14 protein-coding genes and 1 pseudogene are annotated in these 14,753 nt (G+C 41.0%); 1 reads left to right on the plus strand and 14 read right to left on the minus strand.

Going from position 1 to position 14,753, the window contains the following annotated elements:
• Positions 1 to 36: 36 nt before the first annotated feature.
• The 4 genes and pseudogenes from BANVL01_RS17210 to BANVL01_RS17225 form a co-directional block, all read right to left on the minus strand.
• Positions 37 to 1,397: pseudogene (locus BANVL01_RS17210) on the minus strand (arsenic transporter).
• A gap of 293 nt (positions 1,398 to 1,690) precedes the next feature.
• On the minus strand, positions 1,691 to 2,689 hold the full coding sequence (locus tag BANVL01_RS17215; RefSeq protein WP_066095910.1) for a DUF418 domain-containing protein: 999 nt from the start codon (positions 2,687 to 2,689) through the stop codon (positions 1,691 to 1,693).
• Between the two features lie 31 nt (positions 2,690 to 2,720).
• On the minus strand, positions 2,721 to 3,221 hold the full coding sequence (locus BANVL01_RS17220; protein WP_066095907.1) for a hypothetical protein: 501 nt from the start codon (positions 3,219 to 3,221) through the stop codon (positions 2,721 to 2,723).
• A 23-nt stretch (positions 3,222 to 3,244) separates the two neighbouring features.
• Entirely contained in the window at positions 3,245 to 3,859 is a 615-nt protein-coding gene (locus tag BANVL01_RS17225; protein ID WP_066095904.1) for a class I SAM-dependent methyltransferase, read from the minus strand.
• Positions 3,860 to 4,115: 256 nt separating this feature from the next.
• On the opposite strand from BANVL01_RS17225, the gene BANVL01_RS17230 reads away from it, so the two are divergent.
• Complete coding sequence (locus BANVL01_RS17230; RefSeq protein WP_066095901.1) at positions 4,116 to 4,934, plus strand: PRD domain-containing protein; 819 nt, start codon at positions 4,116 to 4,118, stop codon at positions 4,932 to 4,934.
• Between the two features lie 47 nt (positions 4,935 to 4,981).
• On the opposite strand, the gene nagE is transcribed toward BANVL01_RS17230, so the two are convergent.
• From nagE to BANVL01_RS27375, 10 genes are all read right to left on the minus strand, one after another.
• The gene (gene nagE, locus BANVL01_RS17235) at positions 4,982 to 6,430 is read right to left on the minus strand and encodes an N-acetylglucosamine-specific PTS transporter subunit IIBC (RefSeq protein WP_066095898.1); all 1,449 of its coding nucleotides are present in this window, start codon (positions 6,428 to 6,430) and stop codon (positions 4,982 to 4,984) included.
• 199 nt (positions 6,431 to 6,629) lie between these two features.
• On the minus strand, positions 6,630 to 7,118 hold the full coding sequence (locus tag BANVL01_RS17240; protein ID WP_066095896.1) for a PTS sugar transporter subunit IIA: 489 nt from the start codon (positions 7,116 to 7,118) through the stop codon (positions 6,630 to 6,632).
• 288 nt (positions 7,119 to 7,406) lie between these two features.
• Positions 7,407 to 8,123 carry a Crp/Fnr family transcriptional regulator gene (locus BANVL01_RS17245; protein WP_425311858.1) on the minus strand — a complete coding sequence of 239 codons (717 nt, stop codon included), beginning with the start codon at positions 8,121 to 8,123 and terminating at the stop codon, positions 7,407 to 7,409.
• Between the two features lie 69 nt (positions 8,124 to 8,192).
• The gene (locus tag BANVL01_RS17250) at positions 8,193 to 10,100 is read right to left on the minus strand and encodes a heavy metal translocating P-type ATPase (RefSeq protein WP_066095890.1); all 1,908 of its coding nucleotides are present in this window, start codon (positions 10,098 to 10,100) and stop codon (positions 8,193 to 8,195) included.
• A 162-nt stretch (positions 10,101 to 10,262) separates the two neighbouring features.
• Positions 10,263 to 10,484: a heavy-metal-associated domain-containing protein gene (locus tag BANVL01_RS17255; RefSeq protein WP_066095888.1), complete on the minus strand. Its 222-nt coding sequence runs from the start codon at positions 10,482 to 10,484 to the stop codon at positions 10,263 to 10,265.
• Positions 10,485 to 10,613: 129 nt separating this feature from the next.
• Positions 10,614 to 11,171, minus strand: coding sequence for a hypothetical protein (locus BANVL01_RS17260; protein ID WP_066095886.1), 558 nt, complete (start codon positions 11,169 to 11,171; stop codon positions 10,614 to 10,616).
• Entirely contained in the window at positions 11,168 to 11,806 is a 639-nt protein-coding gene (locus BANVL01_RS17265; RefSeq protein WP_066095883.1) for an SCO family protein, read from the minus strand. The genes BANVL01_RS17260 and BANVL01_RS17265 overlap by 4 nt, the downstream gene beginning before the upstream one ends.
• A gap of 81 nt (positions 11,807 to 11,887) precedes the next feature.
• On the minus strand, positions 11,888 to 13,564 hold the full coding sequence (locus tag BANVL01_RS17270) for a cbb3-type cytochrome c oxidase subunit I (RefSeq protein WP_066095880.1): 1,677 nt from the start codon (positions 13,562 to 13,564) through the stop codon (positions 11,888 to 11,890).
• A 15-nt stretch (positions 13,565 to 13,579) separates the two neighbouring features.
• The gene (locus BANVL01_RS17275) at positions 13,580 to 14,041 is read right to left on the minus strand and encodes a cytochrome c oxidase subunit II (protein ID WP_066095876.1); all 462 of its coding nucleotides are present in this window, start codon (positions 14,039 to 14,041) and stop codon (positions 13,580 to 13,582) included.
• Positions 14,042 to 14,054: 13 nt separating this feature from the next.
• Entirely contained in the window at positions 14,055 to 14,192 is a 138-nt protein-coding gene (locus BANVL01_RS27375) for a cytochrome c oxidase subunit 2A (protein WP_156482348.1), read from the minus strand.
• Between the last annotated feature and the right edge of the window lie 561 nt (positions 14,193 to 14,753).

A 14,753-nucleotide genomic window follows, 5' to 3' on the forward strand; every position in this document is an offset into this window, starting at 1 on the left:
ACGGGGAAAAAATTCATTTCCTCACTTAGCCCCCAATTACCTTAGTGCGCCGCCAAAGAGCGATGATACCCAATAATATAAAACAACTAATGTAAACAGTGTTGCTGGTGGAATAACCACAAACGTGATTTTCATATATTCCCACCATGTTATCATGATTTTCCCTTTCCTTACGATGTGCATCCACATCAGCGTGGCAAGTGTTCCCATTGGAAGCAGCAACGAGCCCATGTCACTGCCGATAACGTTGGCAAGATACGATACCTTCAAGGTAAGCAGGTCAAGGTTCATATTCATTAACGTGAGCGTGCCAACCATGAGTGCCGGGTGATTGTTAAATATATTGGAAAGAATTGAAAGTAATACCCCCATCAACACACTTGCGTGAAGCAGGCTTCCGGACACCATCGGCCGCATAAATCCAATCAGCCAATCCGTCAGACCGATATTATTCAGACCATAAATAATGACATACATACTGAATGCGAAAACGAGAATATACCACGGCGTTTTTTTCAACATATCAACAGGAGGTAGTTTTAAGTAAGCCCACCTCCAGCCTAACAGGATAAGCGAGCCAATCACCGCCATAACTGAAACAGGGATAGCGAAATAGGATGCGATAAACAGGCTGACACGCACTGCAAATACGAATAGAAGGACATTTCGCATGAACTTGGATCGTTCTTTTTCGGAAGAATATGTGGTCCGGGCTTTAGTGGATGATAGGATGAGTGGGACAGTCCGGTTACCTTAGTAGGAATCTTTTTCGGCAGTACTTTTCTAATGCGAAGGAACAGCAGGAAAACTAATAATAGAAGCCCAAGTGTTGCCGGAACAAACATCATCGCTGTATGCAAATAAAGGCTCATATCAACAATCTTCAAAGCAATCAGATTAACGATATTGCTAACTCCGATAGGGGCACTCGAAGCTGTCGCAATTAAACCCCCGGATAATAAATACGGTATCTTTTGATGATTTTTCAACCCCATATTGTTTAGCAGCATAACCAGAATCGGCGTAGTGATTAATATACTGCCATCATTATTGTAAAAAAGCGTCATTAGGAAACATAACAGATTAACATACCAGAATAGGCGGATACCGGATCCGTTTGCTTTGGCCGCGAGCTTCTCTGCCACCCAATTAAAGAAGCCGAAGCTTTCTAAGACGATTGCCATGACAATCGTTGCAATAATGGTAATCGCAGCACCGCTGATTGTTTCCGTAATAATACCTAAGTCTGTCAGCGAGACACTGCCGCTGATGAGGACAAGGATCGCACCGATTGTTGCTGGAATAGCTTCAATTATTCCTCGGGGCCTCCAGAGGATAAAGATGAGGGTGGCCACAAAAGAGAATATGGTCATCCACACCATTGGTTCAAAATGCATAATAATCTCCTTTCAAAACTAGTAATACATAATTGTCATCATAAGACAGTACTGCCTTCTCGCAGAGTTAATCCGCTAATGCCACTCCCTTCCATTTATCTCTCTTGGTACTGTGTACTCTATTTATATGTGTCCCATCTGAGACAGGCTCTGGGTTTGTACCCTTTTCCCGATAAATCCACATGAATCTAGATATAAAAGCGCAAGCGCCCTAAAAAAAGGGTGTCAGGCACCATGTGAAAAAATTCACATGGTGCCTGACACCCTTTTGGGACAACGGCTTATTTATTTGTTTACTTCCTTAGTGGCGGTATTTCAAAATAGGTTACGATTCTCCACATCCATTCCAAGGGACCGAAGCGAAAGAAGCGCAGCCAAACTTGGCTAAAAATTAGCTGGACCCCCAAAAGGGACAAACATAAATATAGTGATTGGACATAGGTAATATTGTTGAATAAATGCAGTACTTTCCCCGTGAATAAAATGATGGCAGTTTGTGAAACATAGTTAGTTAGTGCCATTCGTCCATAGCTTTTTAACGGTGATAATAATTTCTGGACAAGCGGGAATTGTAAAAGCCAAATCATGAGCCCCGCATAAAAAGCCGAGACGATCGGACCGACGGTCATTCCAATCTTTAAAAAGCGCTGGGTCTCCTGGAAATTCGCATCTGATACATTGCCGAAAACAGACGGCGCATAATGATATTGATAGATTAGACCGATGATGCTTAAAACCAACATGATACTCGTAAAAATGACGATCTGATTACGGTTTTTAGCCAGTTGCTCAAACACATGAAATTGTCCCGCGGCAATTCCCAATAGCATAAGCGGAAGAACCATGAAGAGTTTGAAAGAAAAAATGCCCATAACAATTAACATCGCAGTGCCACAGACTAGATTGACACTCTTTTTAACTTTGTAAAATGGGATAATTAAGAGGCCGCAAACAGCATAAACAGTTAGCGCTTCCCCCGGAAGGAATTGGACATGGACATAACCGATGATAAATAAGGCGATAATCCTTCTTAGGAATAAAACATACCCATTCCTTCCTTTCGCATCGGCTCGAGTGATAAACACATGAAACCCAACCCCAAACAAAAAGGTAAAAATCGTATAAAAGCGCCCTTCGACAAACAAATAAAGAAACCTCAAGTAAGACGCATTTACCGTATGTGGCGCAGGCAGCGGCACAGACAACATTGGGATAATATTCACAAAAATGATGCCCATCAACGCAAAACCCCGCAAATAATCCAGCGTATCAATCCGTTTATCGAAATCCATGGCCTCCTCCTTATTGTGGTGCCAATACCCTTTAAATGAATACAAACATATGTAGAAGAAACGCACCGAGAAATGTTAACGCTGTGAAATGGTGGAATTTCCGGCGAAAGCCTGAGGCTTTTTTATGCCGTAAGTATCCAGCAATCAAGGTTAATCCTAATAACAGCACAGCCAGATAGCCGCTCAACAATTTCAAATGGTTGTAGCCAACCAGCGGGCCAAATACATAGAAATTAATCAATGCATGTCCAGCAATGATTGTTGCACCTAGAACAGCAATCTTAATATGCCATTTCATTAGGTGGCGTGAAAATTTTGCGAGCCGGATTTTTACCTTCCGGATTGATGTCTTTCGAATCACCAAAAAGATAAAATACATATTGATATTGATGAAAAAGAGAATGAGCGCTGCCTGTGCGAGCACCTGCCCTGTCACAACTAATGAACTATCATGCGGGCGAAAAAGCCATATATACACAATCGAAATCACAACGAGTAAAATGTTAGCTAAAGTCCATATACGGTGATACATAAAAACCCATCCATCCCTTCCCCCTAATATTCCAGCCGATAGATCAAAAATCGCTCATTCGGGTTATGTTCGTACAAAAATGGCAGGATGACTTCCCTTTTTAATTCAAAAGAAGTATCGTTCTCGAGAAAATAAATATAATCCTCAGATGGGTAATACAAGACCAACTCAATCTCACGCTCTGATGTTTCCACTGACAGCAGGATGTTGTTTACGATTCTTCTAAACACTTGAATCGTAAACGGATTGAAGAAATAAAAGCGATTATATCCTGCCTCAATCTCAAATTCTTCCGCCAAGCAGCAATAAAACTGAATGGATTTTCGGCTGCTTTTCGTTCTCCTCACATAACTCCCGCGATTTTCGATGGCAGCCTGATAAAGGGTCTCATTCATTTCCACCCCGGTCACAGAAGCATGAAAGAAATAATGGATATAAAAGTTTAACCGCCCTTTCCCGCACCCAAAATCAACCACCCGATCAGTGCTTTTCACATGATAATGACGAAATAATTCCTCGAGCGCGCTATATGGCGTCGGTTCATAAGGATGATAATGCAAGGACTGGCTGGAAGGACCCCCATGCAGATCCCCGCTCGTTTTGATGTTCAATAATTTATCATAATAATGTTCTTTCATCGCCTACACCTATCAAAATATATTTAGTACTTTGGCATGCCATTTTTAGATTAAACCATTTTTTGAAAAAAAGACATGAAAACAAAGCAAGCAGTCGATTTTCCCTGATAATCAGACAATAAAGAAGGAAAAAGTGGTATAATGTCGAAAGTCTATAAATATAGAGGAATGACTGTGTACAGGTAGAATCATTCCCAACCAAATGCTTAATCATTAATCCTCTGTTTGACGGAAAAAAACAAGGAGCTGTTTTCGTGTGAAAATAAAAAAAATTCTCAATAACAATGCCGTTGTGGTTTCCGATAATAATCAAGAAAAGATTGCCATTGGCGCAGGAATTGCCTATCAAAAGAGGAAAAATGACATTATTAACCCGAGTAAGATTGAGAAACTATTTGTCATGAAAGAAAATGAGAAATTTCAGAAGCTGCTTCTCCAAATACCCGAAGAACATTTTGCCCTCTCAGAAGAAATTATCACTCACGCGGAAGAATCCCTTGGAGCCAAATTAAACGACCATATTCACATCGCCCTTACCGATCACTTATCATTTGCGATTGAACGAGTAAGGGATGGAATTAAGCTGAAAAATAAGCTTTTACACGAAATAAAAATCCTCTATAAAAGAGAATTTGATATCGGCATGTGGGCAATCCAGCATATCGAAAATAAGACAAACATTAAAATGCCGGTTGATGAAGCAGCCTTTATTGCACTTCATCTGCACACCGCTAAACTAAAGGGCGGTGATTTGAAGCAAACACTAAGGCAAACTGCAATCATCGGGAGCATGGTTCAGACCATTAAGGATTCCTTAAACATTGAAATTGACGATGATGACCTTTCCTACCAGCGCTTAATCACTCATCTTCGTTTTGCCATTTCTCGAATCAGCAGTCCTGAGCCGCAAACAATCGATGATGAAATGCTGAAAATGATCACCAATAAATTCCCTGCCGCCTACAACTGTGCAAGGAAAGTCGCTAACGTTCTATTGAAAAATCACGGCATTCTCCTGCCAGAGCATGAACTTGGTTACTTAACCCTTCATATCGAAAGATTAAGAAAACGATAAAAACGCTTGGACCCCATTCGTGTCCAAGCGTTTTTAACAATCACTTTTTATCTTTTCTTGCGGATTTTCATAATTTCATCAGCAACAAATTGTACATTTGTTCCGACAATAACTTGAATGCTTTCCGGCCCAACGATATTAATCCCTGGTACACCTGTCGCCTTAATTTTCTTTTGGTCGACGGCTTTCATGTCTTTTACTTCCATTCTTAGACGTGTGACACAATTGTCAACTGCAGTCACGTTCGCATCGCCGCCTAAGCCTTCATAAATTTGCGCTGCCATTACTGCAAATTTACTATCTCCTTTAGCAAGAGACATTTCATCAGCATCTTCATCATCTTCCTCACGGCCTGGAGTCATTAGGTTGAATTTTGTAATGATGAAGCGGAATAAGAAATAGTAAATGACCGCAAACACTAAACCTTGAACAAGTAACCAATATGGTTGATTCGCAATTGGAATTTTCAAACTTAACACAAAGTCGACAAGTCCGGCACTAAAACCAAAGCCTGCTGTCCAATGGAACATTGCAGCAATTGCTAAAGAAAGACCTGTTAACACAGCATGAACAAGATATAGCATTGGAGCAACAAACATAAACGCAAATTCAATTGGTTCTGTTACCCCAGTAAAGAAGGAAGCGAAACCGGCAGCGAGCATTAACGAAGCCACTTGTTTTTTCTTCTTCGTTTTTGCTGTATGAACCATCGCTAACGCGGCTGCAGGCAAGCCAAACATCATAACAGGGAAGAATCCAGCTTGATACATCCCCGTAACACCTTTTTCCCCTTTACTTGCCCAGAAGTTTTTAATATCATCAATTCCGGCTACATCAAACCAGAACACGGAGTTCAAGGCATGGTGCAGTCCGGTTGGAATTAATAATCGGTTGAAGAAGCCATAAAGGCCGGCACCAAAAGCACCTAACTTACTAATTCCTGTACCGAAAGAAACTAATCCTGTAAAAATGGCAGGCCATACAAAGAACAATACGACAGAAGCAACAATCATTGAAACCGCTGTCATAATTGGCACCAACCGTTTGCCACTAAAGAAGGCCAAGAAATCTGGTAACTTAACCTGACTAAATCGGTTGTACATAATCGATGCAACGATACCTGAGAGAATACCAACAAAGGCATTTCCAATTTTTCCAAAAGCGGGATCAACTTTTGCTACATCAATTCCTTGTAGCATCGCTACTGAATCTTTTGAAAGCAAAGTTGTTACAACTAAGAAGGCAACTAATCCACTAAGTGCTGCCGAGCCATCTCTTTCTTTCGCCATCCCGAGTGCTATACCGACAGCAAAGAGAATGGGGATATTGTCAATGATGGAACCTCCGGCTTTAATTAAGAACGATGCTACCGGACTGTCAGCTCCCCAGCCTGAAGGATCGATCCAGTAACCAATACCCATCAAAATGGCGGCAGCCGGTAATACGGCTACAGGCAGCATTAATGAGCGGCCAAGTCGTTGAAAATACTTCTTCATCTTATTACCTCCAATTAATTTTGATCAAACTACTAAACATCCGAAAATACGACCAATGAAAATAAATGATTTCAGCAAAAATGTGACGTATAGCAGCCTTGTGTTTATCTTACTTTTTTTATTAATCACCTCCTTAAGGCATATTTTTTTTAAAAGTGAAGTGCTGCCAGTCGAAAGCAGCCCTTCACTTTTTAGCACATTATTTAGCTGAAGCAGTGAATAAAACTGTCTTGCCGGCAGTACCTTCCTTTTCCTCGGTGAAAACATATTGTTTTTTGCCGTCTTCACTGTTGGTAATCACAATCGGTGTGATTGTGCTTTTGGCGTTTGTACTAATATATTCTAAGTCAACCTCTATAAGTAGCTGCCCTGCTGAAACTTTGTCCCCGTCTTTAACAGCAACATTGAAGCCCTTTCCGTCCAAAGCAACGGTTTCCAAACCGACATGAATCAGAATTTCTGTACCATCGTCGGCACGGAGCCCAACTGCATGCTTAGTAGCTGCCACAAGAATAACGGTGCCATTTACTGGAGAAACTATATTCCCGGCTGACGGAATCACAGCCAGACCGTCTCCCATCATCTTTTGACTGAAAACAGGATCTGGAACCTCCTCAAGCGGAACGATCTTGCCGCTGACTGGTGTATAAAAATCCACTGGTTCTTTTTTGAAAAAATTAAAACGCATATCCATTACTCCTTTGTTTTTTTGTATATGGTTCCCAAAAGATGCTAACAACAACAAAAAAGGCATGGGGGTACAAATAAACGGATTTAGAATCCATTCATTTTACCACCATGCCTGATCGTATCAGTAACATGTGATCAATATTAAACTGCACAACTTAATCATACCACTAATTCCTAATAAAACAATATGTAAGCGGTAACATTTTTTTAGTTATACACCAACAGACGAAAAAAAGAGCGCCGGTTCACCCGCACTCATCAAAAATCCTCCAGAATTGGCCCTGTTTCAGACAAACAGCAGTCCATCTAAATCTAAAATTTCAATTCGTTTGCGCGGCTTCTGCTTAATTAAGCCTTGATCTTCAAGATCAGCCAGCTTGCGGCTAATTGTTTCCGGCGTCGTTCCCAAATAGGAGGCTAAATCTTTTTTACTCATTGGCAAGACAAACTCTTTTGCATCATTTTCACTATCTAAACACTCAGCTAAGAAAAGGGCAATCCGTGTTTCAACTTTCTCAGTTGCAAACCGGGCTGTCTGCTTTTCTGACTGTTCTAGCCTATTGGAGAATTCGGTTAGTATTTTTAAAGAAATTGACGGGAATCTCATTAGAAATTGCTGCAGGTCTGAGCGATTAATCAAACAAACCTTAGTTTCTTCCATTGCTTCCGCATAAGACTCGTGAACAGCTTCTTTAAATAAAGCAAGCTCTCCTGTGAAATCCCCCGGTGTCAAGATCCTCACCAGCTGTTCTTTTCCTGACTCCGACAGGCGGTAAATTCTGATCTTCCCTTTGTTTACAATATAAAGCGAATCGGACTGGCCGCCTGCATGGTAAATGATTTCCCCTTTTTTGTACGAAACTGATTGTGCCGTTACCATGATTTCCTCCATTTGTTCCGCTTCCAAATGATTAAAGATTGGAACAAGCGAAACACACGCTTTCTGAGAGCCTATTGCATGACCATGGGCGTGGCAATGGGTATTCGTCTTTTTTTCCTCCAAATTTTTCACCCCTATCCTAAATTCATTAACAGATTACTGAAGGTGATTCTATCCTAAGATTACCACAAGTTAAACTGAAACTCCTTCAAAAGCAGCTTGTGATTTTTCTTCGACTTTTCTCCCTTTACGATTAAATCTGATTAACCTCATGGCATTTAAAATAACCAGTAGCACACTTGCTTCGTGGATAAACATCCCGGATGCCAAGTGAACCGAGCCAAAGAGAACCCCGAACAAGAGCACAAACACGATTGCAACCGCGAAATAAGTGTTTTGCTTCATATTGCGGATGGTTGCTTTTGAGAGGGAGTACGCATGTGAGAATTGCACGAGCTTATCGGCCATCAAGACCACGTCGGCCGTTTCCATTGAAACATCGGTGCCGCCTTCGCCCATCGCTAAGCCAATATCGGCGGTCGCAATCGCAGGGGCATCGTTAATGCCATCCCCGGCCATCGCAACGACATGTCCGTATGCCTTTAATTTTTTCACGTAGTTTACTTTATCTTCCGGCAGTAATTCTGCATGACATTCATCAATGCCAAGTTTAGAAGCAACTAATTCCGCTGTGTGTTTATTATCACCTGTCAGCATCACAATCTTTTTGATACCATTTTTTCTCATTTCGGCCAACGCTCTTGGGGCATCTTCGCGGATTTGGTCAGCAATAGAGAAAATTCCGGCCACCACGCCATCGACTGCGGCAAAAATGGCGGTGTTTCCTAGTTTTTCACGATTGATTGCATACAACAGTGCTTTTTCCGTAATGTGGATGTTTTCTATATTCATTAATTTACGGTTTCCTACCGTTACCGTACGTCCCGCCACCTTCGCGCGGATTCCCATGCCTTTGATAATCTCAGCATCTTTAAGTTCACCGTCGAGGTTTACTCTTCTTGCCTTTGCTTCCTTCACAATTGTCTGCCCTAAATGATGTTCCGAAATGGTTTCCGCCTGTGCCGCCAAGGTTAATAATTCCTTGGAATCAAGATGATGGAACGTCTTAATGTCGGTCACTTCCGGTTTCCCTTTCGTCAACGTCCCAGTTTTATCGAATACAAGTGTGTCCACTTTCGCGAACCGATCCATGACATCAGAGCCTTTAACCAGGACACCATTTTTCGCGCCATTGCCAATCCCGGCGACACTTGACACCGGCGCACCAATAACCAAGGCTCCGGGGCAGGCAACAACTAAGAAGGTAATCGCTAAGTGAAGTTCCCTTGTCACCGCAAAGACGATGATGGCTAATAGTACGACTGCCGGCGTATAAAAATTTGAAAACTTATCTAAAAATTTTTCCGTCTTTGATTTTGACTCCTGTGCTTCTTCCACCAATTCGATGATTTTAGCAAACGTCGTATCATCGCCGACCTTTTCCGCAACAATCTCGATATAGCCATTGTCGACAATCGTGCCGCCAAAGACTTTATCGTCTAAGGCTTTCATTGCCGGCACCGATTCACCTGTTACGGCTGCTTCATTCAATGCTGCTTGACCCTGAACAACCCTTCCATCCACAGGAATTTTTCCTCCTGAGCGAATGATGGCACGGTCCCCTTCCACGACCTCTTCAATGGAAATGGTCATTTCGATTTCATCACGAATCACAACCGCTTCCTGCGGCGCCATATCGACTAGCTCTTTTAAAGACGAACGTGTTTTTTCTAATGTACGTGCTTCCAAGTACGCTCCAAACAAGAATAAGAAGGTAACAACCGCCGATTCCAAGTACTCGCCAATAAAGAGAGCGCCGACAACTGCAATCGTTACTAATAATTCAATACTAAAGGCTTTCATCCGCAGTGCCTGACACCCTTTTACAGAAATTGGAACACCCGCGATGATTGTTGCGATAATTAGTGCGGGAGTCCTTAGTGCGCTGACACCTAGCAGACTTGCGGCAAAGGCAATGCCGATTAAAATTCCGGACGTAGCAGTTATATGGTTTTTATGTTGATGTAAAATGTTAATCACTTGATTCTCCCCCTTTTTCAATTCCCTTACCTATATGGTAAAGCAGTTACCATTTAAAAAAATTGACGGTTATCAAGAACAATAGAAAAAGACTGATAACCATGACCATTGCCAGTTCGGAGCAATGCTGATTATCAGTCTTTAAGGGTGCCGCCAAAATGATTAAGAAACTTTCGCTGATAATACCGGGTATCCCAAGTTTTTAATTACATCTCCTACCTGAGCTGCTTGAATTTGTGCTCCATCAAATTCTGTTTTCACCTTGCTAGAATTAAATAATACTCTGGCTGAATCGACACCCGCTGTTTTATTAAGTGCGGTTTCAATTTTTTTAATACATGACGGACAAGTTAATGGTTCTAATTGAAAAACAGCTTTAGCCATTTTCCTAACCCCCTTCGTTTTTATACTCTCATCATAGTCCACTTAGGCATTTTAAAAATTGACCGCCATCAAATTTGAACTTTTTTTAAAAAACAAAAGCCAGTCGATTGACTGGGACTTATGTTTTCATTATTCATATTTTGTTGGGTCCGTAAAGGTGACGTATAACAGGTAGATGACCAGGCAGATTGCTGTCGTTAAAAATCCCCAGCCGAGCGTTAATTGGTCGATAATGAGGTAGTTGTTACATAATTGCACGGGTGCCTTAATATATAACAATCCCATCCCAAAATACTTAATGGTAAATATAACGATAATCGCATTTTTTCCTATCGTACTAAGTTTTTTCCAGCTATCACGAAGCGGTATCCCTGCTAAAATGGACAAACTGAAAAATTTAAATACCTCCATACTAGGGAAGGTTAATGCTTCATCCATTGCTCTTGGTATCGTCCAGAAAACTACGATGATGAGAAATAAAATAATTCCCGGGATGCCATTTCCATTCCATTTTTCAAAAAAGGCTGGAAAGCGCAGTTGAAAAAGACGTGCCATTAAGAACCCAGCAATAACCAGCATCGGCATTTGCATATGCATGTGGACAATCATAATCGATTCCAATAAATGGGCAACCGGAGGGAGTGCTAAGAAAATAAGCAGCAGTAAACCATAAAAGAATTGGTTCATCGCTTACTCCCCCTATCCTTGTTAAGAATGTTGACAAGTTTCTTACCTGCTTCATCAATCTTTTTATAGTCCATGACATCGATGAGCGTGCCTTGTTTATCCACTAAATAAAAGGCAGAGTTATGGGCAAAGTTCCCATTTTCATCAGGAATTACCGTGACTCCAAATGCCTTTAACAATGAATCTAATTCCGCTTGGTTCGAAATCCTTGCCATCCGCCAGGTTTCGCCATCACTTTTGAAATAGCCGCGATATTTTTCCAATGTAGCCGGATCGTCTCTTTTTGCATCAAAGCTGATGCTTAAAAAAACAATATCTTTGCCGATATATTTGTTTGGCAGCAAATCATACACTTTGGACATGTTCATTTCTAATTTAGGGCAAACCGTTGTACAGGATGTATAAAGGAAGGTAATGAATACGTATTTATCCTTAAACTCAGAAATTGAGTATGTTCGTCCTTTGCTATCCTCAAACGTGACATCGGGGAATTTAGGCTTATTGTCGATTAGTTGATTAACCCTCGCTGTTTCCGCTGTAAAAGCAGTGAATCCAGCTGTCCCAAGATAGAACAATATACATCCAAAGATGATAACAAGAAAACTTGCGAATGCCGTATGCCGGTTCTTGATCACGGAGATCACTTCCCAAATCTATTTTTACTTTAAGTAGAAAGAGATAGCTCTAAGCCTCGAGCTATCTCTTTTTTTGAAAAATCACCAAGTCTTAAACGGCGGTGATCCTGGAGGTGCGTTAACGATAAATTCTGTTAGCGGGATCACATAAGCCATACCGACAAAAATCAGCATTATTACAATCCATAGACCCCAGCGCTCTGTCCAATATGGAGTTTTCGAAGCGCCCTCTTCCTCTTCAGCAATCGGGAATTCTGTCTCTCCTTTTGGTGCAAAGAACATCATATTGATAACAGCATACACTTGAAGCAGAACACCAATAATTAACAGTGTGCCGCCGACAGCTAACATGAGCAAATATGGATCCCAGCCTAACGCTGTGGCATTGTCACCATAGGTTGTATAAGAGGTTCTTCTTGGTGAACCAAGCAATCCGACCGTATGCATGGATCCTGACATAATAATCATACCGACTGTCCAAATGATGGTTTGGATAACACCCAATTTATTGATTGCTGGTGTTAAGACACGTTTTGATACATAAGGAACTAACCAATAACTAATACCAAAGAATGTCATGACCACTGACATACCTAATGTTAAGTGGAAATGTCCAACAACCCACATCGTGTTATGAACAACCTGGTTTAATTGGTTCGTACTTTGAACGATTCCGCCTGCCCCTGCTGGAATGAAGGCCAACATGGCAATAAAAGGTGCAAGGAAACGAACATCGCCCCATGGCATTTTTTTATACCAGCCGACTAATCCTTTTCCGCCATTCTTTCTTGCTGTCCGTTCAAATACCGCAAACATCGCCCATGCTGTCATTAATGATGGGAAACCAATCGCTAAACTCATAAACACGTGCATAAATTTAACGGATGCAGAAATACCTGGGTCAATGATTTGATGGTGGAATCCACCGGTAATGTTCATAATAACTAAGGCAATAATAACAATACGAGTTAATAGATCGCTCCAGCGTTTTCCGCCGATAATCTTTGGAACAATAACATACCATGCTGAAACGGCTGTCAGATACCAAATGTTAACTAATGTATGACCAAAGGCCCAAAACAATGTCCGGGCAACCATAACGTTGATGGTTTTCACCCAGCCGAAAGACCAAGGAATAATCATTACGATTACTTCGATTGCTACAGGCAGAGAACCGAAGAATAATAGGATAAAAACACCAGTTGCAAAGAATGATAGGATTGGAACATGTTTTCCTTTATTATTTTTTCGCCAATTTGCCACTTGGATAAACGCTCCAAATGCACACATCCAAACGCCTACGACAATTAATGCCAGACCAATATAGAACCATGGTGAAGCGGCCATTGGCGGATAAAAGGTATACATAACCGATGCGTTACCCCTTAAGATAGGAATTACTGCAAACACAAATCCGACAATCTTCAATCCAAAACCAATCCAGGCCATCTTTCTTACTATTGGAAGCAGCCCTCCTAAAGTATGGGAAAGCGCGGCATAGAAATAGCCTATCGTAAAGAAAGCTGTTAACACAAGAACCAGTAGTAAACCATGTGCGGTCAGGACTTGATAATAATTAAGCCATGATGGTAATTCCAGCAGGCCAGCCCGGTTTAATCCTTGCAGTAAGCCTAACAACCCACCAACAAGTAAGGCCATAAAGGCCACAAATAAATAGGTTTTCGTAATTCTGGCATCCTCCGTGCTGATACCCATCGCTTTATTTGCTTTTTCTTTTAAAGTTTTTGGTATTGCCATTTTATCTTCCCCCCTTTATTTAACCGTAATAGTTGTACTCATCATTTGGTGGCCGGCACCACAATATTCATTACATAGAACTAAATAAGTTCCTGGTTTATCGAATTTCTGAGTAATTTTTTGAATATGCCCTGGCGGAACCATGGCATTAATGTTTGTTCCGGCAACTTCAAATCCGTGGACAACATCTTTAGAAGTCAGTGTAAAATGGACCGTTGATCCGGCTGGAACTTCAATATTGCCTGGATTAAAACTAAACACTTGTAAGGTCATGACCACTTCATATTCCTTGTCACCAATTTTTGTAATACCAGGTTTATCAAATGGTGCGATTTGATCTACCTTTTGCGGGTCAATGATATCTTTATTACTTGGTGGTGCCATTCCTTGAGCAAATGCTTGATAACCAGTGATAAACATAAAGATCATAATCATACCGAAACTTAACGTCAGCCATATTTTTTCTTCGCGATGCATCTTCTTTCCCCCCTTATACTCTAGCCATGTAAAGCCCGTATAGTACGAAATACGTTACAAGAATAACTGCGCCAACCACTGTTACGGAAAAAATCGTCCCTTTATAAGATTCTTTTTCAGGCTTTTTCCTGTTGACTTTTGAACCTCCCATCGAAATCCCTCCTAGTTCTGTTGTTACTTATATGATAGTTGGGAACGGTTTTCAGTGAAGTGAACTGCATCACTGCTAATTGATTTTTTATGAAACGAAATTATTATAGGACGCAAATAAATAGGATCTAGAATGCTGGGAGTTCTATTAAGGAAAACAGCAATAGCACTGTTGTTAAGTGGTTTATTCACTATATTGAAAAATGGAAAGGAATGAAAAGGGGATTTACTTCGCAAGGTAATTGTGACAAATTATTGAAAAACAAACTAAATGGACAGCGCTAATAACTTTTAAAGGGTTCCACACTTATCGGTTAGGGAATCAGGTTAAGCGCCCGATCTGATAAATAGAGGTAAAATTCCGCTTAATAAGTAATTTTTATTAAAAAAAGCCTAAATAGACGGAGGGATTCCGCCTATGGAGTAATTATTATTAAAAAAGGCTTAAATAGACGGAGAGATTCCGCCTATTGAATCGAAAAATTCGAAAATGGGGGATTTTTCTTGGCATAGTCGGAAAATCTCCCCTTATTTACCCCGAAACGAGCTCCAATCTACATTT

Source organism: Neobacillus novalis NBRC 102450 (genome assembly GCF_001591805.1).
Taxonomy (GTDB): Bacteria; Bacillota; Bacilli; order Bacillales; family Cytobacillaceae; genus Neobacillus; species Neobacillus novalis.

What these genes read in the sequence shown, in the direction of transcription:
- BANVL01_RS17215 (WP_066095910.1), bottom strand. Translation starts at nt 2,689, where the DNA reads ATGGATTTCGATAAACGGATTGATACGCTGGATTATTTGCGGGGTTTT.
- BANVL01_RS17220 (WP_066095907.1), bottom strand. Translation starts at nt 3,221, where the DNA reads ATGTATCACCGTATATGGACTTTAGCTAACATTTTACTCGTTGTGATT.
- BANVL01_RS17225 (WP_066095904.1), bottom strand. Translation starts at nt 3,859, where the DNA reads ATGAAAGAACATTATTATGATAAATTATTGAACATCAAAACGAGCGGG.
- nagE (WP_066095898.1), bottom strand. Translation starts at nt 6,430, where the DNA reads ATGAAGAAGTATTTTCAACGACTTGGCCGCTCATTAATGCTGCCTGTA.
- BANVL01_RS17240 (WP_066095896.1), bottom strand. Translation starts at nt 7,118, where the DNA reads ATGCGTTTTAATTTTTTCAAAAAAGAACCAGTGGATTTTTATACACCA.
- BANVL01_RS17255 (WP_066095888.1), bottom strand. Translation starts at nt 10,484, where the DNA reads ATGGCTAAAGCTGTTTTTCAATTAGAACCATTAACTTGTCCGTCATGT.
- BANVL01_RS17260 (WP_066095886.1), bottom strand. Translation starts at nt 11,171, where the DNA reads ATGAACCAATTCTTTTATGGTTTACTGCTGCTTATTTTCTTAGCACTC.
- BANVL01_RS17270 (WP_066095880.1), bottom strand. Translation starts at nt 13,564, where the DNA reads ATGGCAATACCAAAAACTTTAAAAGAAAAAGCAAATAAAGCGATGGGT.
- BANVL01_RS17275 (WP_066095876.1), bottom strand. Translation starts at nt 14,041, where the DNA reads ATGCATCGCGAAGAAAAAATATGGCTGACGTTAAGTTTCGGTATGATT.
- BANVL01_RS27375 (WP_156482348.1), bottom strand. Translation starts at nt 14,192, where the DNA reads ATGGGAGGTTCAAAAGTCAACAGGAAAAAGCCTGAAAAAGAATCTTAT.